Source organism: Paenibacillus xylanexedens (genome assembly GCF_007676705.1).
GTDB classification, from domain to species: Bacteria; Bacillota; Bacilli; order Paenibacillales; family Paenibacillaceae; genus Paenibacillus; species Paenibacillus xylanexedens_C.
The window spans coordinates 1-258 of sequence record NZ_VEBF01000417.1 but is presented as its reverse complement, the minus strand read 5'-3'; the positions used below and the strand labels follow the sequence as shown (position 1 = coordinate 258).

General features: G+C 41.5%; 1 protein-coding gene. It reads left to right on the top strand.

Features of this window, described 5'->3' with window-relative positions:
• Nucleotides 1–67: 67 nt before the first annotated feature.
• Nucleotides 68–258: hypothetical protein (locus FS628_RS30725; protein ID WP_222125338.1), on the top strand; the 191-nt coding region annotated here is incomplete at its 3' end.

Below are 258 nucleotides of genomic sequence, written 5' to 3'. Positions count from 1 at the left end.
TCATTCTTTCATAGAGAATGGCCATACCCAACTCCATGGGGCATCCCATTTTGTGCCGGTTCTATATTTGGCGCAAAAGGTGGGTCCGGCCTTATTTGAAAAATTGCTGGCTGCCCTTTGGAAAAGCCATGAACAACGTGAAGATTATCTGTTATGGATTACGGAAGCGACCATCATTTTACTTGATTCGGATTTGCATACGTATAAATGGAAGTCATTGCCTGAGCTTATGAATAACACCTTTATTCAATTGCTTTC